Here is a 26,036-nt window from a genome sequence, read left to right as displayed (position 1 = left end):
TCGCGCCAGTTAGGCTCGTAAACTCTTCCCAGCTCAACGGGACGTTCAATCAGTCTGCGGCGAAGGTCTGCTTGGAGCCCAAGGTGTCAGATGCTGCGGCAAGAATGAACGTCGGCTTTCTTGAGTATGATCAGAATTCAGAGCTGCTCTGAAATTTCATTGTACGAAGAAATACGACGATGCAACTTGCTCACCTGCGTCGAGCCTTAGGTGACGGCCACATGGGCTCAGGGTAGAGTGAACTCATGAAATGCAATCAATGTGAACGGCCAGCGCTCTACAGATACGATAATGGGCTGCACCTGTGCCTGTCCTGCAATGCGATCCTGCAAGAAAACAACTACCGTAGCTTCCTGATGAACGCTGCCATGATGAATAACGCTATGGATCAAATGGACATGGTGACCGGCATTCCTCTAGGACGCGGTAGAATCCCAGTTAGCGCACTGGCCCAAGCAATGAGCCGCCCCATGACAAACAACCATATCACCATCTCAAATTCATCCGTAGGCGTCCTAAACACTGGCGATCTTGCGAAGATCAACGCTGTAATAACAATCACAGAAGGCAGTGATGCGGAAGAGCTGGGACATACCATCAAAGACTTCGCGCAAGCAGTGGTCGATTCCAATGAAATCACGAAAAAAGAAAAGCACGAAGTAGGCGAGCTGCTCGGAACCCTGTCCGAACAGATCGCCGGGAAGCGCTCGAAGCCCGTAATTGGAAGCGTTCTCAAAGGAATCGAGGAACGGGTGAAATCCGTAAATGTGCTGTGGAGCTTCGCTGAGAAAATCGGGAAGCTGCTAGCCGACCTTGGGATCGTAGTCTAACGCTCTGGCTCGCGGCCCCTGTCATGGAAGCCCCTTTAGGTGGCACTGAGACTTCTCCTTGCGCTCGGCCCACAATTCCCTCTCCTTGGCCCGTAAAAGGACTATCTCTATTTATTTCACCTCCAGCACTTTGTGGATGCTGACATTGGCACAACTGCGTCGAACTACTGCTCCGTACGCTTTACCGCGGTTCGGTAGTGTCAAATATCTTTCGCACTTTCGTTTTCAGGCGACGGCTCCGTGGGTTTGATGTTGCTCCTGGTAGAGCGGTGCCATGCTCATGTATTTGCGGGCGGACCATTTTCCGGCCGCGATATGCCTGAGCCTGGCCGCTGCCAGGTTCAGGCATGATTGGCCGTCTGGGAACGCCCCCACCACCCGGGTCCGCCGCCGGATTTCCTTCATGATCCGCTCCAGAGGATTGTTGGTCCTGATCTTGCGCCAATGGCTGTCCGGAAAGCCGTAATAGGTCAGCGTCTCTGCGATGCTGTCTTCAATGAGATCTGCCGCCCTGGTCAGGCGCTGCGCCCGCAGATCCGCGATCACCGCTTCAGCCTTTTCCTGAGCCGCCTTGCGGTTCTCCTGGGCATGGATCGCCTTCAGCATGTGGGTGACCTCCCGTATCTTGGTGGAGGGCACATGGCTGAACACATTGCGGTAGAAGTGAACCATGCAGCGCTGCCACTGCGCATCCGGCAGGTAATCGGCGATGCTCTCCACAAGCCCCCGGCAGGCGTCGGAGATGATCAGCTTCACGCCCTTCAAACCCCGGTCAACCAGGTGCCGCAGAAAGTTCGACCAGCCGGACTTGTCTTCCTTGGCGCCTTCGCAGATCCCCAGGATCTCCCGGTATCCTTCGGAATTCACTGCACTGGCCACAAGCAAAGAGACATTCCTCACTTCTCCGGCCCAGGTGCGCTTCATCACGATCCCGTCCAGATAAAGATAGGGATGCTCGCCCTCAATCGGCCGGTGCCGCCATTCCTCGATCTTGGCGTAGATCTTCTTGTTCAGGTTCGAGACCGTGCCGGGCGAAACCCGCGTGCCCCAAAGCGCCTCGGTGATGTCCTCCACCCGGCGGACCGAAACGCCGGCCAGATACATCTCAATCAGGGCTTCCTCGACGCTGCTTTCCCGGCGCTGGTAGCGCTCAATGATTGCCGTCTCGAACGTCTGGCGCCGCAGCTTCGGCATCTTCAGCTTCACTTCGCCCGCCTTGGTGTGAAGGGACCGCTCATAGCTGCCCGCACGCGTGTCCTGACGCCCCTCGCTGCGCTCGTAGCGGCCAGCTCCGCAAAGACGGTCTGCCTCCGCGTCCAGCATCGCGTTCAACGCCTCTTCGACAGTGCCGCGCACCATCTCTCCCAGATGGTCCTTGATCCGGGCTTCATCGATCCGGATAACGTTGCTCATCTCTTTGCCGTTGTCGTCATCAGTCATGCCATGCTCCCTTCAATCAGAATAAAGGGAACCGTCTCAACCTCAAAATGTGCGAAAGATTTTGTACGTTATCCGCGGTTCGTTCACGTCGCGACGAATTCCCAGTTCGCGTACAACGAGCGGCGGCTTTCAGGACAAGGTCGAGCACTGGTGAATGACCAATTTACGGGCGCGAAGCGTGCGATTTATGTTAATACCAGCGCAAGGTCGTAGAAGGCACAGATTCTTACTTGTTTCAGGTTTTTGCAGCATGTCTGAACCCCGAAAACCCCGCCGGACCAAGGGGATCGACTTAATTCCGTACTATACGCCCCCATTTAGGTTAGGGGCAGGAGAGCGATCCGGCAGGCTTTTTGGTGCTTGTGGCGGCTGGTCCCTGCCCTCCGCCATCCGGTTCATGGACACGCTTGTTACCCGTGTTTGTTTCGGGAAACCGACTCGAAGCATCCGGGATACTGCCAGAATCGCAAGGCCGGTGACCGGACCAACAGGCAGGAAATCCCTGACAGGTCCCGGCACAAGGCCGGGACGGCGCGGTGGGGATGTTCAGGCAGTGCCCGGTCACTTCGGGTAGAGTGGCCGGAATTTCCTGCGATAGGAGATAAGCTCTCTCCGCCGTCCCGGCCTTGTGCCGGGACCTGTGAGGCGGGCACTGCTTCCTGCTCTTGCCACAACCTTTGAGCCAAGGTCTACTCGTTCGCAGAGCGGTGAGGTTGAGGTACGGCGCAAAGGCTTGCTGCGGCCGGGAGCCTGCCGCCCGGCAACAGACAATTTCATCTTCTCTGCAAACGAGCAGGCCCGGCTCACGCTGCGCTTGGCCCGGGTGATTTCAGACCAAGGCTCTGAGATGCTTACGCATCACGCCTTGAAAATGCTCAAACGCCGCAAGGGCTTGACCAACTCCCGATGAGGCAAGCTCAGCGGGAGTTGGTATCAGTGCCGGTAACCAGTACCCTGCCCTGCATCGGGCCCAGGCGCAGGTCAGACCTTGGAAATGACCCAGGCCGCCAGCTCGGCGAAGACCTGCCCTGCGGCGGTGTTCATGGCGCGCACGGCCTGATCGGCAGACTGGCCGCCGGCGGCCACCTCGGCGCGGAACACCATGCTGTCCACCGTACGGCCGTTGCGGTCGTTCACGAGCCGGGCCGCGATTTCCACGACGCCGCGCGCACTGCCGGAGACGTTCAGTTCAAAGGAGCGGATTTCGGTCTGGAGCTGATAGTCGATCAGCAGGCCATCCCCCGGCATGCCAACGCCGCGCAAGCGGCGGGTGTTCTCCAGTGTCCGGACGATTCCGGTCTGAACCACATTGCCGAGCTGGTCGGCCCAGGCGGCCTGCGGGAAGTAAGTGTAGACCGGCCCCTGCTGCACCACCGCGATGTTGCTGCTGTCGAGCGCCTGCAGCGCCTTCGGCACGGCGACCAGAACCTGCACGGGCTTGCGTGCGCCCTCTGCAGCAGCAGCCGCAGGGGCCTGAATGCCATAAAGCGCATTGGGAGCTGTGGAAGCACAGGCAGACAGGCCTGCCGCGAGGGTTCCGAGCCCCAGAAGCGTCAATGCGCGGCGGCGGTTGATCAGCGTTGCAGCGTCGGTCATGCCCTTCGTCTTCCCGGCCTGTGCCATTCCTTGCCAAGCCGTAGCGCCTCAACGCCATGGCCCTGTTTCGTCAGTGCTTCATCCGCCGGACTGCCCGGCAGGGCAGCAACCGGTCTCAGCGCCGCTGCCCGCCGTTGAAACGCGGCACATCGTCCCCGCCAAAGATCACCCGGTTCGGCGCGCGGTCAAAGTTTTCGATCGCCCGCTGCAGCGTGATGAAGGTGCGGTTGACCTGCCCCAGCGTCGCGGCCAGATCAGCCGAGCCCTGCGAAGCAAACTTCGACAGGCCGTCGGCAATCCCTCCCGCACGGCTTTCAAAGGCCTCAGCCACCTTGCGAATGGCCGTCATCGCCTTCGTCGCCTCGGTGATCAGGCCTTCGCCATCGCCGTCCACCATGGTGTTCACCTTATCCATCAAGCCATTCAGCTTTTCGGACGACGTGTTGAGGTTGGCGGCAACCGTCTTTGCGTCGGTGATGATCTGGTTCACGTCATCCGTGCGGGCAGAAAGGTCAGCCGCCATGCGCTCCACATTGGTGGCCGTATTGCGCGCAGAGGCAATCGTCTCGGCAATGGCGTTGCCCTGCCCGGCAATGGCGCTGACCGTCCGGTCCACAGCATCGACAATAGAGGAGATGCGCGCAGGATCGATCGCGGCGACCACCTCGCCGGTGTCATCCACGGTCTTGATCAGACCGGCGAGCAGTTTTTGTGCATCCCCGATCAGCGTGACAATATCTTCCTCGCGGCTGCGGATCGTCTGCGCCACCTGATCCACATGCGCCATCGTGCTGGTCGTGCTGCGGATCAGTTCGTCAATGTCGGACGAGCGGTTAGACAGCACATCGCCAAGGCTCGCTGCCCCTGCCACGACACGCTGAACCTCTTCAGGATTCACCGCACTGACCACCGCCTCGACCTGACTCAGGGAGGAGTTCATGCGTTCGGTGAACTGCTGCACATTGGCCACGGCGGAGCTGGCATCACCCATGATCTGGCGGATTTCTGGCCCTGCGGCCTTCAGGGAATCCGAGAACTCGGTGATGTTGACCACAAGCTCCTCAACCTTGTCATCCGGCACGGCGGCCAGAATCCGCTCGCCCTGCATCACCAGCCCTTCCAGCTTACCGGACAGCGAGCTGAAGGCGACCGTGGCCTCGCCGATGGAGGCCATGAACTCTTTCACGCCATCGGAGTTCTGCGCCAGCGCTTCGGAGAATGTCTCGACATTGCGCATGGTGGAGGCGATGACCGGCTGGTTCTCGCGCAGCACATCGTTGATGGATTCAAGCGTCATGTCCGCCTTGCGCAGCACATCACGGCCATTTTCCAGAACGTCGTCAAAGAACGACCGGTCGGCATAGATCACCGGTTCCTTGCCTTCATTCAGAGCATCCAGAAGAAGACCGGTGCCAGTCGTGCCGCCCTTCAGGTCCACATAGGCGACGCCGGTGAGGCCCTGGAAGCCGAGCGTGGCCCGCACGTCCTTGCGCAAGGGGGCGTTAGGAGAGACACGGATTGTGGCAATCACGATGCGCGGATCGCGCGGATCAAAGTCGAGACCCGAGACATCACCGACCTTGATACCGTTGAACAGCACCTGACCGCCAACGGGTAAGCCGGTCACGGCGCCCGGAAAGACGACCTTCACATTGATGCTCTTACCGGAATCGGCGGCAGCCGCCAGCCAGTAGATGAACAGGAATGCTGCGACGAGAATGCCGAGAACGAAGCCGCCGATCATCACATAATTTGCACGGGTTTCCATCAGCTGCCTTTCAAACCCTGCGCAGGGCGCGCTCGCCCCGGAAGTAGGATTTCACCCAAGGGTGCTCGCTCTTCATCATGTCATCCACTGTGCCGGCCAGCAGAACCCGCTTCTCACCCAGAACCGCAATACGGTCGCAGATCGAATGCAGGCTATCAAGGTCATGTGTCACCATATAAACGGTCAGACCAAGGGTTTCACGCAACTTCGCAATCAGCCCGTCAAAGGCCGCCGCGCCAATCGGATCAAGACCGGAAGTCGGCTCGTCCAGAAACACCAGATCCGGGTCCAGTGACAAAGCACGGGCAAGGCTGGCACGCTTGACCATGCCGCCGGACAACTCGGAGGGATACTTGTCCGCCGCATCGCGCGGCAGGCCCACCAGTTCCAGCTTCAGAAAGGCGAATTCATCCATCAGCCGCTGCGAAAGCCCGAGATATTCGCGCATCGGCACCTGGATGTTCTGCTTCACGGTGAGGGACGAGAACAATGCGCCCTGCTGGAACAGAACGCCCCAGCGCCGCTCGATCCAGTTGCGCTCGTCCGGAGTGGCGCTGTCGAGATCCTGGCCGAAAACGGAAATCTGCCCGGCACGGCGGGGCGTCAGCCCAAGGATGGTGCGCATCAGCACCGACTTGCCGGTTCCAGACCCGCCGACAAATCCCAGCACCTCGCCCCGGTAGACATCAAGGTCCAGCCCTTCGAGAATGATCTTCTTGCCGAAACCGACCGTGACGCCACGTGCGGACAGCAGGACGTCCCGCTCTCCGGCAGGCCGAACCGTCTCATCAAGGGCATCTGCAGTGCTCATCATGGCCCTTATACGTTGATGGCTGCAAAGAAGATGGCAAAAAGACCATCAACGACGATGACGAGGAAGATCGCCTTCACCACGGACATGGTGGTGTGGCGGCCAAGGGAATCGGCCGAACCGCCGACCTTCAGGCCTTCCACGCAGGCAATCAGGCCGATGATCAGCGCCATGAACGGAGCCTTGACCATGCCGACGATGAAGGTCTGAACGGTGATCGCCTCTTCCAGACGGCTCAGATAGGCCGCTGGCGGAATCTCCAGATACCACCAGGTCACGAGCCCGGAGCCAGTCAGCGCAGCCAGATCGGACACGAAGGTCAGCACGGGCATAGCCGCCATCAGCGCCAGAAGACGCGGGAGGATGAGCACCTCCGTCACATTGAGGCCAATGACGTGCAGGGCGTCGATTTCCTCCTGCATTTTCATGGACCCAAGTTCTGCCGTAAAGGCGGAGCCCGAACGGCCGGCCACCATGATGGCGGTCAGCAGAACACCGATCTCGCGCAGAACCAGCACACCGGCCAGATCGACGACAAACAGATCTGCGCCAAATTGCCGCAAGTAGAACCCGCCCTGCTGAGCAATGATGGCACCAATCAGGAAGCTCATGAGCGCAACGATCGGCACGGCCCCGATGCAGGACTTGTCGAATTGGACGGCAATCGCAATGCCGCGCAGGCGCTTGGGCTGGAAAAGAACCGTGCCGACAACCGTGCTGAGCGAGCCCAGAATGTGCAGCATGGCGATGAAATCCTGCCATGCCTCGACCACCGACTTGCCGGTCGCCTCCATCAGATTGATCAGCATGCCCTGCCGCGGCTCATGGCTGGGCGGCGGCGGATGATGAGCATCGACTTCGTTCAGGAGGATCTTCTGCTCCGGCCGCAGCCCTTCAACGCGCACGCGTGTGCCGGAGAATTCGATGCGTCCGCGCAGCCTGTGAATCAGCCAGGCGCCCGCCGTGTCCAGAGCGCGCAGTCCGGACAGATCCAGCACAATCTCGACCTGCCCCTGTTCGCCGGCAAGGCCTTCCACGATCGCCTCGGCTTCCTGGGCGCTGCGGATAACCCAGTCTCCGGACAGGGCAACGGTCACGGCCTGTCCGTCATGACTGACCGTGCATCTGGGGGCGAGCAGTTGAACCTGTAATGTCATGCGTGCTGACGCAACCCCTTGCCGCTTCGGAGGACTACCCCCTATACCTGAGAGAAAGGCCAGCCGTCCAGACGCACGGCGGGTAACAACCAGTAGAGGCGGATCACATAATGGATATTGCAAACCCCTATCTGATGTTCCTGGGCGACGTTCCGGATGCGCTGGCGGCAAAGACGGCGCTCGGCGTGGTCGACTGGCGCAGGGACTGGTGCATCGGGCAGAATCGCCTGCCGGGCTGCCAGGCAGACGCAGGCCTGACCGATATGACGATCCCGGCCGCCGCGAAGGCTGGCGCCAAGACCATGATCGTAGGCGCCGTGAACGCAGGCGGGCGCCTCCCGGATCACTGGGTTGCCTCCATCGTGGAAGCGCTGGATGCCGGAATGGATGTTGCCAGCGGGCTGCATGTGCGCCTCGGTTCGATTCCGGCCATCAAGGAAGCGGCAGAGCGCAATGGCCGCCAGCTGTTCGACGTGCGCCATTCCGACATGACCTTTGCCACCGGAAAGGGCTCCAAGCGCAGCGGCAAGCGTATCCTCACCGTCGGCACCGATTGCTCGGTCGGCAAGAAGTACACAGCCCTCGCCATGGAGCGGGACATGCGCGCCCGCGGCTATGACTGCGACTTCCGAGCCACCGGCCAGACCGGTGTGTTCATTTCGGGCCGTGGTGTTGCCATCGACGCAGTGGTGGCCGACTTTATCTCCGGCGCCGTGGAATGGATCTCCCCGGCAGCGGACGAAAGCCACTGGGATGTGATCGAGGGCCAGGGCTCCCTGTTCCATCCGTCCTTCTCGGGCGTGACGCTTGGCCTCCTGCACGGCGCACAGCCCGACGCCTTCATCGTCTGCCATGAGCCGACCCGCCGCACCATGCGCGGTGTGCAGACGCCCCTGCCCTCCATTCAGGATGTCATTGACCTGACGATCCAGTGCGGCAAGCTGACGAACCCGGACATCCGCTGCATCGGCATTGCGGTGAATACGGCTGCCCTCGGCGATGCGGAAGCACAGGCCTATCTGGCGGAGCTTTCCACAAAGTACGGCCTGCCCGCGACCGACCCCGTGCGCTACGGTATGGCCCAGGTGGTGGACAAGGTGGCCGAAATCTACGGCGAAGCCTGAGCCATGACATCGCCTCTCACCATCGCGGCGGCGCATGAGCGCTTTGCCATCGAAGGCGGCTTCGCGATCTCGCGGGGCAGCCGGACCCATGCGGACGTGGTCACCGTCAGCATCAGCCGCGGCGGCCTCACCGGCCGCGGCGAATGCGTGCCCTACGCCCGCTATGGCGAGAGCATCGCCAGCGTGATGCAACAGATCGAGGAGGCGGCAGCGCGCTTCGGTCAGGACATCAGCCGCACGCAATTGCAGGCGCAAATGGAGGCAGGCGCGGCGCGCAACGCGCTCGACTGCGCCCTGTGGGATCTCGAAGCCAAGACGGCCGGAACCAGCGCCGCAGCGCTCGCCGGCCTTGCGGCCCTGAAACCACTCGTCACCGCCTATACGCTCAGCGTCGGCACGCCGGAGAGCATGGGCGCGGCAGCTGCCAAGGCGGCAGCCCGCCCGCTGCTGAAGGTGAAACTCGCCGGAGCGGGAGACGATGAACGGATCACCGCAGTCCGCGCCGCTGCGCCGGATGCAAGGCTGATCGTGGATGCGAACGAGGCTTGGGACGAAAGCTGCTTCGCGGTCAACATGGCGGCTTGCGTTGCCGCAGGCGTCGAACTGATCGAACAGCCTCTGCCGGCGGGCAATGACGCGCTTCTGGCAAGCGCAGAGCGGCCGATTGCCGTCTGTGCGGACGAAAGCCTGCACACCCGGCATGAGCTGGCGAGCCTGCGCCAGCTCTATGATGCGGTCAACATCAAGCTCGACAAGGCCGGTGGCCTGACCGAAGCGCTGGCGCTGGCTGCAGACGCCAGAGCCCTTGGCTACAAGATCATGACCGGTTGCATGCTGGGCACGTCCCTCGGCATGGCCCCGGCCCTGCTCGTGGCCCAGACGGCCGACTTCGTCGATCTGGACGGCCCGCTGCTGCTGACTGCAGACCGGGACGGCGGCCTCACCTACGAGGGAAGTCTCGTCTATCCGCCTCAGGCCAGCCTCTGGGGCTGAGGCCCCACGAACCGAAGCGTTTCATACCAAGGCTTTCGATGCTGACGCATCACGCCTTGAGAATGCTCAAGCGCCGCCCGGGCTTAACCAATGCTCGATGAGAAAAGCTCATCGAGTATTGGTATCAGTCCGCCGCCCGTGCCTGACAGCCAGGGTGGCGGGCTAGGAACAGGAGCCCGGTCAGGGCCGCCGCCGCCATCGCCGACATGGCGTAGAAGGCAAAAGCAGGCGCTGCCGCATAAAGCGGCCCACTGAACCATGTGGCTGTCGCCGTCAGGAAGCCGGTGGACGTTGCCATCAGGCTCTGCCCTGTCGCAGACCAGCGCATGGGCACGGCCTGCGCAATCAGCGCAACGCCTCCCAGATGCACCGCGCCAAAGGAGAGACCATGCAGGGTCTGCATCGGCACGATGAAGGCCGGGTCCTGCACATGGGTAAACAGCGCCCAGCGAAGCACCGAGCCTGCGGTTCCGATGATGATCAGGCGCATGGGCGTCAGCCAGGCCGGAAGCCTTGCCGCAAACAGGAAGAGCAGGATCTCCGCCGTCACGCCGACGGACCACAGCGGCCCCATCCAATGCTCCGGAACACCTGTCTTGGTCCAGTAAATCGTTGAAAAGGCGTAATAAGCCGAGTGCGCCGCCTGCGAGAGGCCGATGAGCGTGACCAGCGCCAGAAACCAGCGCTCGCGGAAAACGGCGGGCTTTTTGTCTGCCGCATGGACAGCCTCGGAGGCTTCACGCTCGGGATTGCGCATGGGGGGCAGCGTCCCGGCGACCAGCACGGTTGCCACCATCGAGCCGAGGATACCGGCAAGATAGGGCATCTCCGTGTGCGGCATCATCAGCCATCCGGCAAGAACAGTGCCCGCCACGAAAGCCGCAGAACCCCAAAGGCGCATGCGCCCATAAGGGGCGCCGGTCTGGCGCACGACATCCAGCGCATATCCATCTGCCAGCGGCACAATCGGCGCCCAGCAGACCATCAGCCCCATCACTGCAACCACCGCCAGAAGATAACTTGACGTAAAGGCAAATAGCGCAAGAAAAGCCATACCCATCAAAGAGTAAAAGCAGATCGAAAGACGGCGCAGGCCAGTCTTGTCGGAGAGCCCTGTCAGAAACGGAGAAGCTGCAATCTTTGCGTAGGTGCCAATTGCGAGAGCAAATGAGACTTCTGTGACTGAGTATGATCTATTTGCAAGAATGATCGGAAAAAATGGGAGAAATAACCCCGTACCGACAAAATTGACACCATAGAGAGCACTCACCCTGGGGGCGAGCCCAACTTGGAACATCTTCATGGAGGATCAAACCTTGACGGCCTAAAGGGATGTTAACTTCTTGGGCCTACTATACCGCATGAGTTGGAGGAACATTCGAATCGAATGTCCGCTGCAGCGAATAGGACGCCGAGACGATACGATGGCAGAAACCGAACCGCCAGTCCTGATACCGGATCACGAGTATCACACACTGGAGCAGACCCTTTCGGAATCGGATCGCGGCCGCCGCTTTCTGTCCGAATATCTGCGCCGCCACCGCAGCTCCGAAACAAATTCCATTCTTGATGCCATTGCCCGGCTTGAGAAGATGATGCGCCGGGAACGCAGCGTTCCCGATCTCAACCGCATCCGTCTCGACATTGCCGACATGCATGAGGCGATCGAGCGCACCAAGCGCGAGATTTCCAACATCAAGAAGGAAGACGAGGAGAGCAACCGTTTCACGGATGCCTCGCACGAGCTGGATGCGATCATCACGCAGACGGAAGGCGCGACGCAGGACATCCTGAACGCTGCGGAAAAGATTCAGGAATATGCCTGGACCCTGCGCGAAAACGGCGCGGACGAAGCGGTGTGCGACGATATCGACGCCAAGGCCACCGAAATCTTCATGGCCTGCTCCTTCCAGGATCTCACCGGCCAGCGCACCCAGAAGGTGGTGCATGTGCTGCGCTACCTCGAGAGCCGCATCAACCTGATGATCGGCATCTGGGGTATCGAGGATGTGGAAGCTGACGATGCCGAGGGACCGGTCGATACCCGCCCGGATGCACATCTTCTCAATGGCCCCCAGCTTGCCGGCAAGGGCGTCAGCCAGTCCTTCGTTGACGACATGATGGGCGATGCTGCATCGGCCCAGAACAGCAGCTTCTTCAGCGTCGAGTTTGGTGGCGAAGCCACTGCGCCGGCAGCCGCTGCGCCGGCGCCGCAGCCCGCAGCAAAGCCCGCTGCGGCTCCGGCCAAGGCGGCGGCTCCGGCCAAGGCGGCGGCCCCTGCCCCTGCACCGGTTGCAGCCAGTGATGACCAGGACATGGATCAGCTGGATGCAGCCACCATCGACGCCATCTTCGAACAGACGGACGAGGCGTTTGCCGGAGAAGCGGGCTTTGATGATCCGGAACAGGAAATGGGCGAAGACGATATCGCCAAGCTGTTCGACATGGGCGGCGGCGATGAAGCCCCGGCAGAAGAGACCCAGGCAGATGCCGAGTGGGAAGCTGCCGAGGAATTCTCCGAGGACGAAGATCCGCTTGCCATGCTGACCGAAAGTGAGCGTCAGGCCCTGTTCAGCTGAAACAGAAACCCTGACGGACAGAACAAGGCGCGCTGCAGCCTCTCGAGCCCCCGGTCCCAAACCCGGGGGCTCTTTCGTTTCAAGCACCTCCGCACAAATGCTTAATTGATCCGCATCAAGGCCCGCTGCCCCTGTATTCCCTTAGCTTTTTCTCAAGCGCAACATTCAGGCAGCCATGTGCAGCATGTTCCTCCCAAATATGCTGCAAGCAGGGTTCAAAAAATAACGTTCAGACAATCAACAAGGTACATGAACACCTGACAGCTGCCTCCAGACGAAAATTGCGCCCCAGAAATTCGAATTCCTTTTTTCTTGGAGAGACGGCATGGCCTACAAGACGCAAAACCCTTACACGGGTGAAGTGTTGCAGACATTCCCCGAGGCAACGGATGCAGAGGTTTCGGTTGCCATCACCAGGGCGCACGAAGCCTTTCTTGGCTGGCGCACACTCTCCTTCCCGGAGCGCGGCAAGATCCTGCAAAAGGCAGCGGATCTTCTGCGCGCCAGCGTTGATGACTATGCACGGCTGCTGACGCTTGAAATGGGCAAGCTCTTCACCGAAGCCAAGGCAGAGGTCGAGCTTTCGGCAAAGATCTTCGAATATTACGTCCAGAATGCGGAACGCCTGCTGCAGCCGGAGAAACTGGAGGTGGCCGATCCGGCCGAAGGCGAGGCGATGCTCGTCTGCGAGCCCCTTGGCGTGCTGCTGGCAATCGAGCCCTGGAACTTCCCCTATTACCAGATCGCCCGTATCATCGCGCCGCAGCTGTCCGCCGGAAACACCATCCTGCTGAAGCATGCGTCCAACGTGCCCCAGAGCGCAGCTGCCTTTGAGCGCCTGATGCGTGAGGCAGGCCTGCCGGACGGCGCCTTCACCAATCTCTATGCCACCCGCTCGCAGGTGGAGATGATCATCAACGACCCGCGCGTCCATGGCGTCGCCCTGACAGGCTCGGAAGGCGCTGGCGCGATTGTGGCCGCACAGGCCGGCAAGGCCCTGAAGAAATCCACGATGGAACTGGGCGGCGCCGATGCCTTTATCGTGCTGGCCGATGCCGACCTTGAAAAAACCGTCCGCTGGGCCGTCTTCGGACGCCACTGGAATGGTGGCCAGGTCTGCGTGTCGTCGAAACGCATGATCGTCGTGGACGAGATCTACGACGAATTCCTGTCCCGCTACCGCGAAGGTGTTGCGGCGCTGAAAGCAGGCGACCCTTTCGATGCGCAGACAACGCTGGCCCCTCTGTCCTCGCAAGGTGCTGCTGATGAAATCAGGGAGAAGGTCAAGGAAGCCATTTCCCATGGCGCCAAGGCGGAAGAGGTTGGCCCGCCGGTTCCCAATCAGGGTGCCTTCGTGCAGCCGGTGATCCTGACGGAAATCGGCGAGGACAACCCGGCCCGCTATTGGGAATTCTTTGGCCCTGTCTCCATGATCTTCCGCGCCCGGGATGAGGCTGACGCGATCCGCATCGCAAATGACTCGCCCTTCGGCCTCGGCGGCTCGGTCTTCACCAGCGACACTGCCCATGGCGTGGAAGTGGCCCGGCAGATTGCCACCGGCATGGTCTATATCAACCACCCGACCAAGGTGGAGGCAGACCTGCCCTTTGGCGGCATCGGCCGCTCCGGCTATGGCCGCGAGCTTCTGGGCCTTGGCCTCAAGGAATTCGTGAACCACAAGCTGATTGGCGTCGTGGACATCGACGCGCGCTTCTGAGGTCCTAACCACAGAAAGCCCCGGCAGATGCGGCTGCCGGGGCTTTTGCTTGCGAGTGAATTTCAAGCAGCCAGATTCAGATCGCCAGCGCCCTTGCAAGCGTTTCCGGATCGATGTTGCCTCCGGACAGGATGGCCACCGCCGGGCCGTTTCCGGCCGGCATCTTGCCGAAGAGAACGGATGCAAGCGCCACGGCACCGCCCGGCTCCACCACCAGCTTGAGCTCGCGGAAGGCAAAGGCAACGGCGGCCAGCGCCTCGTCATCGCTCACCACCAGCCCGCGCGCCTTGCGCCGGGTCAGAACCTCGAAGGAGAGTTCGCCCGGGCTTTCGGTGAGGATCGCGTCGCAGACCGAGCCGGAGCCGCTGGCATTCACCTCGCGCCGCCCGCTGGCAAGCGAGCGGGCATAGTCATCAAAGCCTGCCGGTTCGCAGGTATAGACCACCGCCTCCGGCAGGTCCGCCTCCAGCCCCAGCGCCACGCCGCTGGTGAGCCCGCCGCCGCCGGTGCAGGCCGCGACAGCTTCGACAGCAAGGCCAAGCTCACCCGCCTGACGGACGATCTCAAGGCCAATCGTTCCCTGACCGGCAATGACGCCCCTGTCATCATAAGGGTGAACAAAGGTGGCGCCGTTTTCCTCGCAGATCGCCTTGGCGATGGCGATCCGGTCTTCGATGCCGCGCTTGTAGGTCACGACACGCGCCCCCATCTCCGCCGTCCGCTTCAGCTTGATGGACGGTGCATCCTCCGGCATGACGATGACGGCAGGCATGCCGAGAATGCGCGCCGCCTCTGCCACCCCTTGCGCGTGATTGCCGGAAGAGCAAGCGACGACGCCCGCAGGCCGCTCGCCTTCCGGGATCTGCGACAGGCGGTTGAAGGCACCGCGGAACTTGAAGGAGCCGGTACGCTGCAGGTTTTCCGGCTTCAGGAAGATCTTCCGCCCGGCAGCCTCATCGAGCACGCGGAAAGACAGCAGCGGCGTTTCAAACGCCTGTCCCTGCAGCCGCAGGGCTGCGGCTTTGACATCATCAAGCGAGAGGGTGCCATGCATGGCCAGTCTCCGGAATATTGGCTTTCCCAAGACCTACCAACGCCTTGCCTGCCCGGCAACGAAAGGCTTGTCACCGTGGCAATTCACGCTGGGACAGGCTCAGGCGGCCTGCGGCTGCGGCTCTGCAGGCAGCCCATAGGCGGCGATGGCATTGTCGAGAAACTGGCGGGAACTGGCCTCCCAGCTGAAGCCGAGAGCCATCTGGCGGCAATAGCTGCGGGGAATGTCGAGTGCGGCCAGCGCCGCTGCCCGCAGATCCTCATCCAGCACCCCTGCCCCGCTGTCACCGATCACATCAAGTGGCCCCATCACCGGATAGGCCGCCACAGGAACCCCGCAGGCCAGCGCCTCCAGCAGCACGTTGCCGAAGGTATCGGTCAGCGAGGGAAACACGAACACATCCGCCGAAGCATAGGTCCGCGCCAGATCTTCTCCCGTCTTCGGCCCCGTAAAGAGCACATCGGGATAGGCCTTGCGCATGGATTCGAGCTGAGGGCCACCGCCCACAACCACCTTGCTGCCGGGCAGGTCCAGCTCAAGAAAGGCTTCGATGTTCTTCTCCACCGCCACCCGGCCCACATTCATGAAGATGGGGCGCGGCAGATCCGGAGGCAGGACGGAGCCCTCATAGGGGCGGAAAAGATCGGCATCCACGCCGCGCGACCAGCGCATCAGATGGGTGAAGCCACGCCCGGCCAGATCCCTTTCAAGGCTGCCGGTCGCCACCATGCAGCCCTGCCCGGCATTGTGGAAGCGCCGCAGCCACCTGTAGGTGACAGACACGGGCACCGGCAGGCGCGCCGCCAGATATTCCGGAAAGCGCGTGTGATAGCTCGTTGTGAAGACCTGGCCCTGCTTCAGCGCTACCGATCGCGCCATCAGCCCCAAGGGGCCTTCTGTGGCAATGTGCAAATGGTCACAGGCAAACCGGTCCATAATCGCCGCCACGCGTGCGCGGGTGGTCAGCGACAGACGGATTTCCGGATAGGTCGGGCATGGCAGGGTGCGGAAGAGTTGGGGCGTCAGAAATTCAACGCGCAGACCCATGCGCATCAACTGGTTGGCTGTCAGTTCCAGAGAACGGACCACACCATTGATCTGCGGATGCCAGGCGTCTGTGACGATGAGAATGGATGTCATGCCGCGACGGACCGCTCCCCCATCCCCTCCTCCGCTTGCTGTTCGGCCGGACGCTGCACCCATCTGATAACCTCGAACGTTCCGTCGTGATGCTCGGCAACCGCCGTGCAGCTTTCGACCCAGTCACCGGTGTTGATGTAGTGGATGCCGTCGATATCATGGCTGGCGGCATGGTGGATGTGGCCACAGATGACCCCGTGAACGCCCTTCCGGCGGGCTTCATCGGACAGCGCATCCTCGAAGCGGCCAATGAAGTTCACCGCATTCTTGACCTTGAGCTTGGCCCAGGCGGAGAGCGACCAGTAAGTCAGGCCAAGACGGCGGCGCATGAGATTGAAGCCGGTGTTGAGCGCCAGCGCCGTGACATAGGCCTTGTCACCGAAGAAGGCGAGCCACTTGGCATGACGGATGACCACGTCGAACTGGTCACCATGGATGACCAGATACTCGCGCCCGTCAGCTGCCGTATGCACGACACTGTCCGCCACTTCCACACCACCGAAATGGGTGCCCAGGAAGTCGCGCAGGAATTCGTCATGGTTGCCGGGAATGTAGAAGATGCGCGCGCCCTTGCGTGCCTTGCGCAGGATCTTCTGGATCACGTCGTTATGCGCCTGCGGCCAGTACCAGCTACGCTTCAGCCGCCAGCCGTCAACAATGTCGCCGACCAGATACACGGTCTCGGCATCATTGTACTTCAGGAAGTCGAGCAGAAGATCTGCCTGGCATCCGCGCGTTCCAAGATGAACATCTGAAATGAACAAGGCCCGGTAATGCCGGCCTTCCTGCAGAGCTGTCATGTCTGGCGCTCCCGATTACCTTTGCCACCCTTAGACGCGATTCAGGTATCAGGATTATGACAGCAAAGTTTTTCACAAGCAGTCCGCAGGATTTACGTTGAATTTTAGTATTCAGGAAAAGGTATTTACGCACAAATACGACAGTTCGGTGAATGACCGGGACAGGCATTCGTGTCACAAACGGAAACGGCCGGCACCCTGGGGCACCGGCCGCAAACCTTGCACCTGAGGAACCCCTCAGAAGCGGTAGCGCATGGCTGCGCTGACGATGTTGACCGAAGCATCAACCTTGCCGGACAGAACCACACCTGCGTAGTCCTGATGTCCCGGCACCATCGCGAGCTTGGTGTCCCGGCCAATGATATGCGTGTAGCCCAGATCAAAGGACAGGTTTTCCAGCACCTTGTAGCTGGCACCGGCACTCAGCCAGATCCGGTCATTGTCAGGCAGACGGGCCGTGCGGATCTTGTCGTCAATCGGCGACCATTCGTAGGCAGCACCCGCGCGAACGGTCAGGTTCTGATTGATGTCATATTCGCCGCCGAGAGCCGCGTACCAGCCATCGTTATAGTTGAACTTCAGTGTTGTGATGGTGGCGCCATTGGCCTGCGCAGTCACCTTCGGTGCCTTCAGGCGGCTCCAGTTGGACCACTCGACGGTGCCCAGGACGCGGAAGGCGTCCGTTACGCGCTGCTTGGCGGAGAAAGTCACCGTATCGGGCGTAACGAGCGAAGCGTTGATCGGCACAGCAGACGCCATCGTCAGAGTGCCATCAAGGCGGTGAGCCACGCCGGATCTGTACCCAAGCCCCAGTTCGGTGCCCGCAAAAGGCTTGTAGATGACACCGGCGGTCACACCCAGCCCGATATTGTCGCCTTCGAGTGTCAGCAACGCGGGGCGCCGTGAAGCGTCCATTGCACTGCGCAGACGGACGCTGAAGTACTGCACCTGCACACCGGCACCAAAGGCGAGCTGGTCATTCACCTTGTAGCCGACCATCGGGTTGGCGTTGATCGAGAAGACCTTGGACGAAGCATTGTAGATCTGGCCTGCCCAGGGCACGCCGCCATCCGGCTTGGTCGAAAGACCGAAAGGCGCATTCACGGCAAGGCCGAAGAACACCTGATCATTGACGTTGTAAGCCGTGTAGCTGGAGCCGATCCAGGCATCGGACGCGATGTCGCCGCCGTTGCCATAGGCGCGCAACGTCGAGGTCGAATCGAGATTGATCTCTGCCTTGGGCGCAATCAGCGCATGGTGGGACTCGGTGGTAATGCCCAGGCCTGCGCCCGTGATGGCCGCCGGGTTCCAGAACATGGACGAGATCGACGGGCCGGTCGTTGCATTACCGGCGAAGGACATACCCTGATAGTAGGCGCTCTGTTCACGCAGCGCGAAGCCGCCCGCATAAGCCTGACCAGCAACAGAGATCATCCCGATGGCGGTGGTGCACAGAGCCAGCGTTCTGCTGATACGAATCATGTTGCTCAAACCCTCCCAAGCATTTCTCAAAGCCCTGCCAGCTTTGCTCCTCAGGAAAGACGATCTTTCAATTTCGTAGATCTTTCAATCCGGAAACATGCCGGGAAGAAATGACGGTCACACATACTGCAGCGCACCAAATATACTGTCCACCCCACATTCCCCTAGGGAATGCGGGGCATGACCGTCGAAAATATGTCATATTCCGGCCGAATTGACACAGGCCAGAAACAGCAGGAGAGATATGCTTAAAAAATAGGCATTTATCACACAATTTCACGCTGGCCAGTTTTCGCGACCTGCGTTGCAGGAAAGTCACATTTCTCTCCGTCCACCCGGGCAGAAAATGGCTGAATCCGTCCGATGCGAGCCACTTCCTGCCCGGAACAGGCTCTCTTGCGCGCAGGATCCGGATGAGGAAGGTGCCCCTCATACCAATGCTCGATGAGCCTGACTCATCGAGCATTGGTTAAGCCCGTGCGGCGCTTGAGCCTTTTGAAGGCGTGATGCGTCAGCATCGAAAGGCTTGGTATCAGACCTTGTCAGCATCGCGCGCGGCAAGGAACCGCTGTACGGAGACCCTGCTCCAGGGCGCCAGCCGCGCCAGCGCCTTGCTGTAGCTGGCGTGGATGCGCGCAGTAAGCTCGTCCTTGGCCGCAAGCTCTCCCAGCACCACCGCTGTTTCGCGGCGCAGCGCTTCCAGCACATCTTCGGGGTAGAAGCGCAGCTGCACCCCCTCGTCCTTCTGCAGGCTCTCAAGGCTGCCCGCATTCATCCATTCGCTTTCGGCCAGAGAGCGCCCGTTCTCGGCCTTGCAGGCCTCCAGAACGATGGTTCTGAGATCCTCCGGCAGCCCTTCCAGCGCAGTCCGGTTGAACAGCGCCTCGCCGGTGCCGTTCGGCTCGTGGAAGCCGGGGGCGTAGTAGAACTTGGCCACCTTCTGGAAGCCCATGGCCTGATCGCTCCAGGGCCCCAGAAACTCGGTGGCGTCAATGAGGCCGGACTGCAGCGCCGGGAAGATTTCACCCGGCGGCAGAGCGACCGGCGTTGCTCCCAGCCGGCGCATGACCTCGCCGCCCAATCCAGGCATGCGGATCTTCAGGCCGGCAAGATCATCGAGTGTATTGATTTCCTTGCGGAACCAGCCGCCCATCTGCACGCCGGTGTTGCCCGCCATCACCGGCTTGATGCCGAACGGGGCGTAAAGTTCGTCCCACAGCGCCTGCCCGCCGCCCTGCTCGATCCAGGTGATGTGCTCAAGCGGCAGAAGACCGAAGGGAATCGCCGTGAACCAGACGGCGGCCGGCATCTTGCCCTGCCAGAAGAAGGAGGCCGTGTGCGCCACCTGTGCCGTACCGGCTGACACGGCATCGAACACACCGAGCGGCGGCACCAGCTCGCCGGCCGCAAACAGCCGCACCCGCATCCGCCCACCCGACATTTTCTCGATCCGGTCGCAGATCGTCTGGGCGGTCGTGCCCGGGCCCGGCAGGTTCTTCTGCCAGGAGGTCACCATCTTCCATTCGATAACGGCATCGCCGGTGTTGGCAATCGCGGGTGATGCCAGCAAGGATGCCACGCTCGCGGCCCCCAGCTTGAGGGCCTGACGGCGCGAGGCGGAGGGCTTGATCTCAGCTGACATGACTTGTCTCCCAGAGCGCGTGGAAATGATGCACCGGCCCATGGCCTTCACCGATCTTGAGGTCATCGGCCGCGCGGATGGCATGGGTCACATAGAGCTTCGCTCCGGCAACCGCATCCGGCAGCGAAAGCCCTTTGGCAAGGCCCGCCGCGATGGCGGAGGACAGGGTGCAGCCGGTGCCGTGGCTGTTGCGCGTGGCGTGGCGGGGGGCGGTGAACCACTGTTCGCGTCCGTCGCGGGTCAGCAGCAGGTCCTCGCTCTCCGGCCCCTCCCCGTGGCCGCCCTTCAGCAGCACGGCCCTGGCGCCCAGATCCAGCAGCGCCTGCGCCTGAGCGCGCATGGCCTCCCGCCCCTGTGCGATTTCCGTATTCAGCATGCGGGCAGCTTCCGGCAGGTTCGGCGTGATCAGCTGCGCGCGCGGCAGCAGCTCCGCAATCAGCACGGAGACCGCTTCCGGCACCAGCAGCGGATCCCCGGAGGCTGCGACCATTACCGGGTCCAGCACCACATTGGACGCCTCATGCGCATCCAGCCCTTCGGCAACAGTGCGAATTACATCCGGGCGCGACAGCATGCCGATCTTGATGGCATTGACCTTGAGATCGGACAGCACCGCATCCAACTGCGCCCGCACGAAGGCAGGGGGAATGTCATGAATGGCGCTGACGCCAAGGGTGTTCTGTGCCGTCAGTGCGCTCAGCACGCTGGCGCCATAGACACCGAGCGCCGAGAAGGTCTTGAGATCGGCCTGGATACCGGCTCCACCGCCGGAATCCGAGCCTGCGATGGTCAGGGCAATGGCAGTCATGGTTCCTCCTGAAATCAGGCTGGCAGCAGCTCAGGCGAGCCGCAGGTGCGCGCCAATCTGCGGCGCATCAAGCCCGTAAAGGGCATCAAGGAATGCCGGGACGAAGCTGCCCGGGCCGGCGGCCCCTACGGCAGCCCTTTCTCCGGCAATCGCCATGATGGACAGCGCCGCAGCCGCAGCCACCACCGGGTCCGGCTCCACGGCAAGCGCAGCCGCAGCCACCGCCCCGGCAGCACATCCGGTCGCCGTCACCTTGCCCATCAGCGGATGGCCATTGGCAAGGTGCAGGCTCTGCGTGCCACTGCTGATGTCATCCACGGCACCGGTCATTGCAACGGGAAGCCCCAGCTGGCGGGAAAGTTCCAGAACGGACGCCCCGCCGCCAAGAGCTGCAAGCTCCCCGGCGTTGATCTTCAGCAAGGAAGGCTTCAGCGCCAGCAGGCGCCGGGCCTCGGTCAGGCGCGGCGGAGAACGGTCGGCAAAGACGGGATCCAGCACCCAGGGCTTGCCCTCGCCTGCGGCAATGCTGATGGCGCGGTTTGCAGCCTCCTTGCGCGCTTCGTCCAGCGTGCCGAGGTTGACGAGCAACGCCTGCGCAGAAGCCGTGAAGAAGTGCACCTCTTCCGGCGAAATCGTCATGGACGGAATGGCGCCCAGCGCCAGCAGCACATTGGCAGTGAAGGCCTGCGCCACCGCATTCGTCAGGCAATGCACACGGGGCGCGGACGCGCGGATCTTCTCCAGCACCTCCGCCGTGCGCAAAGCCAGCTGATCTGCAGTGATGTGAGAACTGGCAGCAGCATCCGCTGCGCCGCGTGCCGTTTGACCGCTCATCATCCCAAATCCCTCCGCCGGTACAAGCCGGATCAGGTTCAAGGAGTTGGCACCATCGCCTCTCAGCCCGGCGCATCCGGCGGGCACCCCCATGAGACGGCAAAGAGCTACCAAGCCCGGTCCGGCTTGGCAAGCATGCTCTGGCGGCGGCAAGAGAGCGCAGCGATTGACTGACGGCGGCGGATCGGCCATGTCCTTTGACAGGACAGCCCTCAGGAGCACGCCATGAAGCCCTTCTTCATCATGATCAAATGCCACCTCGGCGAGACCTACAAGGTCGCCAATGCCATTGCGGATGCCGAGATCGCGTCGGAAATCTACTCCACGAGCGGCGACTATGACCTGCTGGTGAAGGTCTATATCGAGGATGGCGAGGACATCGGCCACTTCGTCAACGAGAAGCTGCATTGCCTCGAAGGCATCCGCGACACCCGCACCATCATCACCTTCAAGGCATTCTGAGACACTATTCAGCCTGCGCCGGGCGATGAAAGCCGGGGCGCAGGCTTTGGGTCAGGGCCGCAGCGGCGAGGAGGCCTTGCGCGCCCGGCTGTCGTCCTTGCCCAGCGCCCGTTCGCGGTAGATGACGAAGAGGCCTGCCGCAACCACGATCAGCGCACCGGCAACGACCTGCCACACCGGAATGTCGCCAAAGATCGCCCAGCTGAGCAGCACCGCCCACAGCAGGTTGGCATAGTCGAAGGGCGCGATGGTGGAGGCATCCGCATAACGGTAGCTCTCGGTCATGACGATCTGGCCGACGCCACCCGCAAGCCCGACGAAGACGAGCAAGGCTGCCGTTTTCGCATCCGGAATGACCCAGGCGAAATCGGTAAAGATCCAGCCGAACGGAATGGTTGCCAGCGAGATCAGCGAGGCGCAGCCGGAGAACCAGATGACAATGGTGCTGGTGCGCTCGGTCTCGCAGAGCTTGCGCACGAAGATCATCGCCATGGCCGTGCAGAAGGCGCCTGCCGCCGCAGCTGCCGCGCCGAACCAGGCATCCCCGCTCATTTCCGTGCCGCCCATATGCGGGGACAGGATGACAACGATGCCGAGGAACCCGATGATGACCGCCGTCCAGCGGTAGATACGCACCGTCTCGCCAAGGAAGAAAAAGGCGAGAACAACCGTAAACAGCGGCGCGGCAAAGCCGATGGCGGTCGAGTCGGCGATCGGCAGATACTTCAGCGAGGTGAAGGCAAACAGCATGGCCGCAATGCCTGCGATGGCACGGCCGACATGGCCCATGGGCTGGCGGGTGTGAAGGGAACTGGTCAGCTCACCGCGCAGCGCCACGAGCAGCAGCACCGGAAACATGCCGAAGAAATTGCGGGCAAAGACGATCTCGCCGATCGGCACGCTTTCTGTGGTGATCTTCAGGGCCACCGCCATGCAGGCGAAGGTGAAGGTGGAGCACAGCTTCAGCGCAATGCCCAGGACGGGCCTTTGTGACGTCAGCACTGCGGCTTGCGGCGGAACGGAAGCCCCCTCTCCGGAAGCCAATATGCGGCTCTCCGCCTCGCCCTCGTCAGGAGCGTTCGAATCCCTCATGGCCATATGATCGTCCAAAGGTCCGGCGCCGGGGCGGGCATGAAGAGGCAGGGCGCCGGTCCCGAGCCTCATCTCAAATCTGCGGGTGCCGTGGCAACTTCGCCGTGCGCACCATGCATGTTACTGTATACAAGGGTAGCAAACCGGTCTCGAAATTCCAGACCATATTGCCGCAGCTTACAGAATTTTACGCTGCCGGGCGGGAGAGGCAACCGGCGATGGTCCCGATGAGGGGACAGCGCAGTCACCTGCGCTGCCCGGTTTCGAATTGTGCTCTCAGGCGCGGGCGGCCTGAATGGCCTGCCAGACCCGGTGCGGGGTGGCGGGCATGTCGATATGCTCCACCCCTGCCACATCGCGCAGCGCCATCTGCAGGGCATTCATCACGGCCGCGCAGCCGCCGATGGTGCCCGCCTCGCCAGCGCCCTTGATGCCCAGCGCGTTGGTGGTGGAGGGCACGTTCTTCGTCTCGAAATGGATATCCGGCAGATCGGATGCCCGGATCAGGCGGTAATCGAGCAGCGAGGCGGTCAGCAGCTGGCCGTCCGCATCGAACACCGTTTCCTCGCACAGGGCCTGACTGATCGCCTGCACCGTGCCGCCGATGACCTGACCGGCGAGCAGCACCGGGTTCACCGTGACGCCGAAATCGTCAACGATGGTGTAGTTCAGCAGCTCCACATCGCCCGTTTCCGGGTCCACTTCCAGCTCGCAGACATGCGTGCCGTTGGGATAGGTGGCTTCGGCCTGCTTCACCTCTTCCTGACCGGCCAGCTTTTCACCCGCTGCAGCGGCGACGGCGGCCAGCGAAACGGAACGGTCGGTGCCGACGACCCGGACCTCTCCATCCACCAGTTCCAGATCATCAATGCCGGTTTCCAGCTGATCGGCCGCCTTTTCCTTGATCTTGCGGACAAGGCTCTTCGAGGCTTCAAGCACCGACGGCAGGCCGAGCGGAATGGAGCGGGAGCCACCCGTGCCGCCGCCCTTGCGCACCCGGTCCGTATCACCCTGGATCACCTCGATCTGCCCGATATCAAGCCCAAGCTGTTCCGCGATCACCTGCGAATAGGCGGTGGCATGGCCCTGGCCGTTGGTCTGGGTGCCTATCAGCAGCGTCACTGTGCCATTGCCGTTGAGTTCCACGGTCGCCTCTTCCCCGCCGGGGAAGGCGCAGGCCTCGATGTAGCTGCAAAGACCGATGCCACGGTACTTGCCACGCGCCGCGCTCGCGGCCTGACGGGCGGCAAAACCGTTCCAGTCCGCCACCTCAAGCGCCTTTTCCATGTGCCCGGCGAAGTCGCCGGTGTCATACATCCGGCCCGTCGCCGTGGTGTAGGGCAGCGCGCTGGAAGGCACGAAATTGCGGCGGCGGATTTCCGCCGTACCAAGTCCTGTTTCAAGCCCCGCCTTCTCGATCAGCCGTTCGATCAGATAGGCCGCTTCCGGACGCCCCGCGCCGCGATAGGCATCGGTCGGCACTGTGTGGGTGTAGACGCCCGTCGCCGTCACGAACAGCGCCGGCACATCATAGAGCCCCGTGGACATGGAGGTGCCGACAAAGGGGATGAACGGGCCATACTGGTGCAGATAGGCGCCCATGGCCGCCAGCACATGGATGCGCAGGCCAAGGATGCGGCCATCGGCATCCAGCGCCAGATCTGCGGTGGTGATGTTGTCACGGCCGTGCGCGTCGGTGACGAAGTGGTCCATGCGGTCGCCGGTCCATTTCACCGGACGGCGCAGCTTTTCTGCGGCAAACAGGCACAGCGGATATTCCCGGTAGACGAACATCTTGGTGCCGAAGCCGCCGCCCACTTCCGGTGTGATGATACGCAGCCGTGCCGGATCGATGCCGAGGATATCCTTGGCGATGATGTCCCGCTGGCCATGGCCGCCCTGCGTGCCCGCAGTCAGCGTGTAGCGGCCTGTATCTGCATCATATTCGGCAAGGCAGGCACGCGGCTCCATGTAATTGGCCACGAGCCGGTTGTTGACGAGACGGATGGAGGTGACATGCGAAGCCTTGCGGAAGGCCTCTTCGGTCTTTGCCTCGTCACCATGGCCGAGGCGGAACGCCTTGTTGGTGCCATGCTCCGGCCAGACGAGCGTTGCCCCGTCCTGAGCGGCTTCCTCGATATCGACGATCACATCGAGCGGCTCATAGTCCACCTCGATCAGTTCCGCCGCAGACTTTGCCGCATTGACGCTGTCAGCCACCACAAAGGCAATGGCATCGCCCACGTGGCGGACTGTATCCGTGCAGAGCACTGGCCGCACCGGGCACCAGTGCATGGTGCCGTCCAGCTGCTTCATCACCGCCTTCACCGGCATCGGCTTCATGCCGTCAAGGTCAGCCCCGGTCAGCACCATCGCCACGCCCGGATGGGCGCGGGCCTCATCAAGACCAGAGACGGAAATCCGGGCATGCGCCATGGCGGAGCGCAGCACATAGGCATGCAGCGTGCCTTCGGGGGCGAAGTCATCCGTGTAGCGGCCTGTGCCGGTGATCAGGGCAGGATCTTCCTTGCGGCGGACCGGGGCACCGATCCCGAATTTCTTCGGCGTCATCTGGTTCATCTGGAAACGGCCTCGATTGTTATGGGCTGATGCAGCCATGCGGCGCGTGGGGATTGGCCTGAAGGGGCTGCGAAGCTTGTTTTGTCAGACAAGAATGTTGTGCCGGACCGTGAAACGTCAACCCCGA

The 26,036-nt window shown here is 61.9% G+C and carries 21 protein-coding genes and 1 riboswitch; of the genes, 6 read left to right on the top strand and 15 right to left on the bottom strand.

All coding sequences use genetic code 11. The annotated features are described in order from the left end of the window. Positions 1-245 precede the first annotated feature (245 nt). Positions 246-830 (top strand): hypothetical protein, encoded by a 585-nt coding sequence (locus H163_RS0110450; protein ID WP_147290434.1) that lies wholly within the window; start codon positions 246-248, stop codon positions 828-830. Between the two features lie 225 nt (positions 831-1,055). On the opposite strand, the gene H163_RS0110445 is transcribed toward H163_RS0110450, so the two are convergent. From H163_RS0110445 to H163_RS0110425, 5 genes are all read right to left on the bottom strand, one after another. Then, entirely contained in the window at positions 1,056-2,243 is a 1,188-nt protein-coding gene (locus H163_RS0110445) for an IS256 family transposase (RefSeq protein ID WP_115336596.1), read from the bottom strand. 1,008 nt (positions 2,244-3,251) lie between these two features. After that, positions 3,252-3,866, bottom strand: a complete 615-nt coding sequence (locus tag H163_RS0110440; RefSeq protein WP_040678634.1) for an ABC-type transport auxiliary lipoprotein family protein — start codon at positions 3,864-3,866, stop codon at positions 3,252-3,254. A gap of 115 nt (positions 3,867-3,981) precedes the next feature. Beyond that, positions 3,982-5,634, bottom strand: a complete 1,653-nt coding sequence (locus H163_RS0110435) for an MlaD family protein (RefSeq protein WP_019964525.1) — start codon at positions 5,632-5,634, stop codon at positions 3,982-3,984. Between the two features lie 10 nt (positions 5,635-5,644). Further along, positions 5,645-6,445 (bottom strand): ABC transporter ATP-binding protein, encoded by an 801-nt coding sequence (locus H163_RS0110430; RefSeq protein ID WP_040678631.1) that lies wholly within the window; start codon positions 6,443-6,445, stop codon positions 5,645-5,647. Positions 6,446-6,453: 8 nt separating this feature from the next. Then, entirely contained in the window at positions 6,454-7,602 is a 1,149-nt protein-coding gene (locus H163_RS0110425) for an ABC transporter permease (RefSeq protein WP_026355704.1), read from the bottom strand. A 110-nt stretch (positions 7,603-7,712) separates the two neighbouring features. Here H163_RS0110425 and dgcN point away from each other — a divergent pair, with 110 nt between their 5' ends. After that, on the top strand, positions 7,713-8,726 hold the full coding sequence (gene dgcN / locus H163_RS0110420; protein WP_019964522.1) for an N-acetyltransferase DgcN: 1,014 nt from the start codon (positions 7,713-7,715) through the stop codon (positions 8,724-8,726). A gap of 3 nt (positions 8,727-8,729) precedes the next feature. After that, the gene (gene dgcA / locus H163_RS0110415; protein ID WP_019964521.1) at positions 8,730-9,719 is read left to right on the top strand and encodes an N-acetyl-D-Glu racemase DgcA; all 990 of its coding nucleotides are present in this window, start codon (positions 8,730-8,732) and stop codon (positions 9,717-9,719) included. 124 nt (positions 9,720-9,843) lie between these two features. Here dgcA and H163_RS0110410 read toward each other — a convergent pair whose 3' ends face one another. Continuing rightward, the gene (locus H163_RS0110410; protein ID WP_081626009.1) at positions 9,844-11,016 is read right to left on the bottom strand and encodes an MFS transporter; all 1,173 of its coding nucleotides are present in this window, start codon (positions 11,014-11,016) and stop codon (positions 9,844-9,846) included. Positions 11,017-11,143: 127 nt separating this feature from the next. Here H163_RS0110410 and H163_RS0110405 point away from each other — a divergent pair, with 127 nt between their 5' ends. Both H163_RS0110405 and H163_RS0110400 read left to right on the top strand, forming a co-directional pair. Next, positions 11,144-12,298, top strand: coding sequence for a protein phosphatase CheZ (locus H163_RS0110405; protein WP_019964519.1), 1,155 nt, complete (start codon positions 11,144-11,146; stop codon positions 12,296-12,298). Positions 12,299-12,623: 325 nt separating this feature from the next. After that, positions 12,624-14,015 (top strand): NAD-dependent succinate-semialdehyde dehydrogenase, encoded by a 1,392-nt coding sequence (locus H163_RS0110400; RefSeq protein ID WP_019964518.1) that lies wholly within the window; start codon positions 12,624-12,626, stop codon positions 14,013-14,015. A 76-nt stretch (positions 14,016-14,091) separates the two neighbouring features. Here H163_RS0110400 and H163_RS0110395 read toward each other — a convergent pair whose 3' ends face one another. The 7 genes from H163_RS0110395 to thiM form a co-directional block, all read right to left on the bottom strand. Continuing rightward, on the bottom strand, positions 14,092-15,069 hold the full coding sequence (locus H163_RS0110395) for a threonine ammonia-lyase (protein ID WP_019964517.1): 978 nt from the start codon (positions 15,067-15,069) through the stop codon (positions 14,092-14,094). Positions 15,070-15,168: 99 nt separating this feature from the next. Beyond that, positions 15,169-16,209 (bottom strand): glycosyltransferase family 4 protein, encoded by a 1,041-nt coding sequence (locus H163_RS0110390; RefSeq protein ID WP_019964516.1) that lies wholly within the window; start codon positions 16,207-16,209, stop codon positions 15,169-15,171. Next, on the bottom strand, positions 16,206-17,009 hold the full coding sequence (locus tag H163_RS0110385; protein ID WP_019964515.1) for a UDP-2,3-diacylglucosamine diphosphatase: 804 nt from the start codon (positions 17,007-17,009) through the stop codon (positions 16,206-16,208). The genes H163_RS0110390 and H163_RS0110385 overlap by 4 nt, the downstream gene beginning before the upstream one ends. Before the next feature lie 237 nt (positions 17,010-17,246). Continuing rightward, complete coding sequence (locus H163_RS0110380; RefSeq protein WP_019964514.1) at positions 17,247-18,491, bottom strand: OmpP1/FadL family transporter; 1,245 nt, start codon at positions 18,489-18,491, stop codon at positions 17,247-17,249. 532 nt (positions 18,492-19,023) lie between these two features. After that, entirely contained in the window at positions 19,024-20,133 is a 1,110-nt protein-coding gene (locus H163_RS0110375; protein ID WP_019964513.1) for a TRAP transporter substrate-binding protein, read from the bottom strand. Further along, positions 20,123-20,941, bottom strand: a complete 819-nt coding sequence (gene thiD, locus H163_RS0110370) for a bifunctional hydroxymethylpyrimidine kinase/phosphomethylpyrimidine kinase (protein ID WP_019964512.1) — start codon at positions 20,939-20,941, stop codon at positions 20,123-20,125. The genes H163_RS0110375 and thiD overlap by 11 nt, the downstream gene beginning before the upstream one ends. Positions 20,942-20,971: 30 nt before the next feature. Next, positions 20,972-21,775 carry a hydroxyethylthiazole kinase gene (gene thiM / locus H163_RS0110365; RefSeq protein WP_081626008.1) on the bottom strand — a complete coding sequence of 268 codons (804 nt, stop codon included), beginning with the start codon at positions 21,773-21,775 and terminating at the stop codon, positions 20,972-20,974. Next, positions 21,767-21,876: riboswitch (TPP riboswitch) on the bottom strand. (Overlaps the previous gene by 9 nt.) 124 nt (positions 21,877-22,000) lie before the next feature. Here thiM and H163_RS0110360 point away from each other — a divergent pair. Then, positions 22,001-22,237: an Lrp/AsnC ligand binding domain-containing protein gene (locus H163_RS0110360; RefSeq protein ID WP_019964510.1), complete on the top strand. Its 237-nt coding sequence runs from the start codon at positions 22,001-22,003 to the stop codon at positions 22,235-22,237. A 51-nt stretch (positions 22,238-22,288) separates the two neighbouring features. On the opposite strand, the gene H163_RS0110355 is transcribed toward H163_RS0110360, so the two are convergent. Together H163_RS0110355 and H163_RS0110350 are read right to left on the bottom strand one after the other, a co-directional pair. After that, positions 22,289-23,335: a DMT family transporter gene (locus tag H163_RS0110355; RefSeq protein ID WP_019964509.1), complete on the bottom strand. Its 1,047-nt coding sequence runs from the start codon at positions 23,333-23,335 to the stop codon at positions 22,289-22,291. Positions 23,336-23,605: 270 nt separating this feature from the next. Next, positions 23,606-25,909 (bottom strand): xanthine dehydrogenase family protein molybdopterin-binding subunit, encoded by a 2,304-nt coding sequence (locus H163_RS0110350; RefSeq protein WP_019964508.1) that lies wholly within the window; start codon positions 25,907-25,909, stop codon positions 23,606-23,608. Between the last annotated feature and the right edge of the window lie 127 nt (positions 25,910-26,036).

Origin of the sequence: Pannonibacter phragmitetus DSM 14782 (assembly GCF_000382365.1) — a bacterium.
Taxonomy (GTDB): domain Bacteria; phylum Pseudomonadota; class Alphaproteobacteria; order Rhizobiales; family Stappiaceae; genus Pannonibacter; species Pannonibacter phragmitetus.
The sequence above is the reverse complement of the archived record's forward strand: the minus strand, read 5'-3'. Positions and strand labels throughout refer to the sequence as shown.